The 1,843-nt window shown below is 53.3% G+C and carries 2 protein-coding genes; both read right to left on the bottom strand.

The genetic code is table 11. The features are described from left to right. Nucleotides 1-485 (bottom strand): recombinase family protein (locus tag BKN05_RS12040; protein WP_286688742.1); only part of this gene is annotated, 485 nt, incomplete at its 3' end. Between the two features lie 50 nt (nt 486-535). Further along, entirely contained in the window at nt 536-862 is a 327-nt protein-coding gene (locus BKN05_RS12035; RefSeq protein WP_049149752.1) for a type II toxin-antitoxin system HicB family antitoxin, read from the bottom strand. Between the last annotated feature and the right edge of the window lie 981 nt (nt 863-1,843).

Raw genomic sequence — 1,843 nt, 5'->3', positions numbered from 1 at the left:
GGTGCGGTTGCCTTGCACAATGAACTCCGCCTTGTTCGAAGCTCGTTGTTGTATGCCGATCGGGTTGACCTGATCGCGCCTGCCGCGTCTTTGCTGTGGACGTTTGCCCCTCTACGTGGATTAGATCCAGACAATGTGTGGGAAAGGTCAGATTCAAACTCGGCAACCATTGTCAAGACATTAAACAGCAAGCGCCCCGTGGGATTATCCGGATCATAGACATCACGGCCTATCTGCAGCGCGACTCCGCACTGCTGCAAGTCCTGCGCAATGCCAGAGGCATCGTGGACACTACGAGCCAGCCGATCCAGCTTCGTCACAACAAGCGTGTCCCCCGCACGGCACGCCACAATCACCTGCCCAAGGCCGGCGCGCTCGATGTTGCGACCAGAGCGGCCATGATCAAAATAGATACGCTCCGCGTCCACACCATAAGCGGCCAACTTCTCACGCTGAACCTGTAAATCCTGCTTCTCCGTAGACACACGCGCATACCCAATGGCATGACACACCCCCTTCTTCACAGTGCCGCTGACTAGACGGACGCGAGTTTTTGATTGACCAAGGCGTTCAAAGAAATGCCCTCCGTCTTGGCAACAATAGCCAACCGCCGATGCAACGACGGAGACGTACGCACGTTGAACTTCCCCGAGTAGCTACGACTGCCCAACGGAGCAGGAACCGCCTCGCCGGAGGCCTCCATGTCCTCAGCAACCTCAGCAACAAGCTCAAGCAAACCACGCTCGGCCTGCTGCCGGTCTGCATCCAACCACGACAATGAGGGAAACTCAGCCACGGTCGCCACAAACTCTTGATCTTCTTCCGACCAGGAGACTTGATAGGTGTACTTGTTAATGTCCATGCTGACTACTCCGATTCCTTCTTCTGTGCGCCCAATTTCTCAATCACTTCTAGAACTTGATGGACCTGATACGGCTTGGCCTTGCCCTTCGCGTTTTGAATATTGACACGAGGATCACCCAGCCACGGGGTCTTGTAGGTGCGATGCGACGTCCTCTTCGTATTGCGTCTTTCAAAGTAGTGATCGCAGACTTTTTCCCACAACGTAATAGTACCATATATGGTACTACCTGAAATTTTGGCCACGCCGTCCTGACGGTACGCAGAAAAAGTGGCCAGTTAGGGCTCCTAAGTCGCCATATTTTGCGCCAGAGACAAACGCCGGCCTGCCTAGTGGAACTTCGTGGTTTTTCAGCAACGGCACAAACCAGCGTTTGACGGTCGCCTTACGCCCCTCCAGGGGAGAGCTTGCAAGTAAAGCACAAGAGCTCAACTGAAAACGACGCAGCACACCAGGAGAAATCAATGAAAAGAAGCTAATCGCACTGGCTACAGCATTAGCATGTTTAGCCGCCACACCAGTAGGAACCCGAGTTCTCTCAAATGCCCTCCAAGACGAGCAATATGACCAGTTTGTTCAATACGTCAGTGACCAGCGACCAGTCTCCGAAACAAACAGAGACGTCAGCATCATATCCGATGGATATCGAGCAAATTGACCCCGACCATTTCAAGCTTTTCAAGAAACGGATCACCAGTGGCGGGTCAAGTCCGCGTAGGTGGTATATGAGTTCTTTCGAATCGTCAGTGATCTGTTAGCAAGGATCGGGTCCGGCACACGGGCCGGGGTGTGGTTGGTCATTAGGCTGCAATCTCCTTGCCTACCGGGGTGGTTGTGTCGGCGTCGATGACATCGGCTACGATCAACTCCTTAGTTTGCTCTAGACTTGTCAACGGAGCGTGTCAAGTTGTTTGTGTGTGGGGATGATTTCTTAGAGGTATTTATTGAAGCGGTCGGGGTAGGCCACGGCCATTTGGTTGA

It is taken from the genome of Corynebacterium sp. S5S1, from assembly GCF_001913985.1.
Lineage (GTDB): Bacteria > Actinomycetota > Actinomycetes > Mycobacteriales > Mycobacteriaceae > Corynebacterium > Corynebacterium marquesiae.
Note: the sequence above shows the minus strand (reverse complement) of the source record. Positions and strands in the feature narration are given on the sequence as shown.

What these genes read in the sequence shown, in the direction of transcription:
- BKN05_RS12035 (WP_049149752.1), bottom strand. Translation starts at nt 862, where the DNA reads ATGGACATTAACAAGTACACCTATCAAGTCTCCTGGTCGGAAGAAGAT.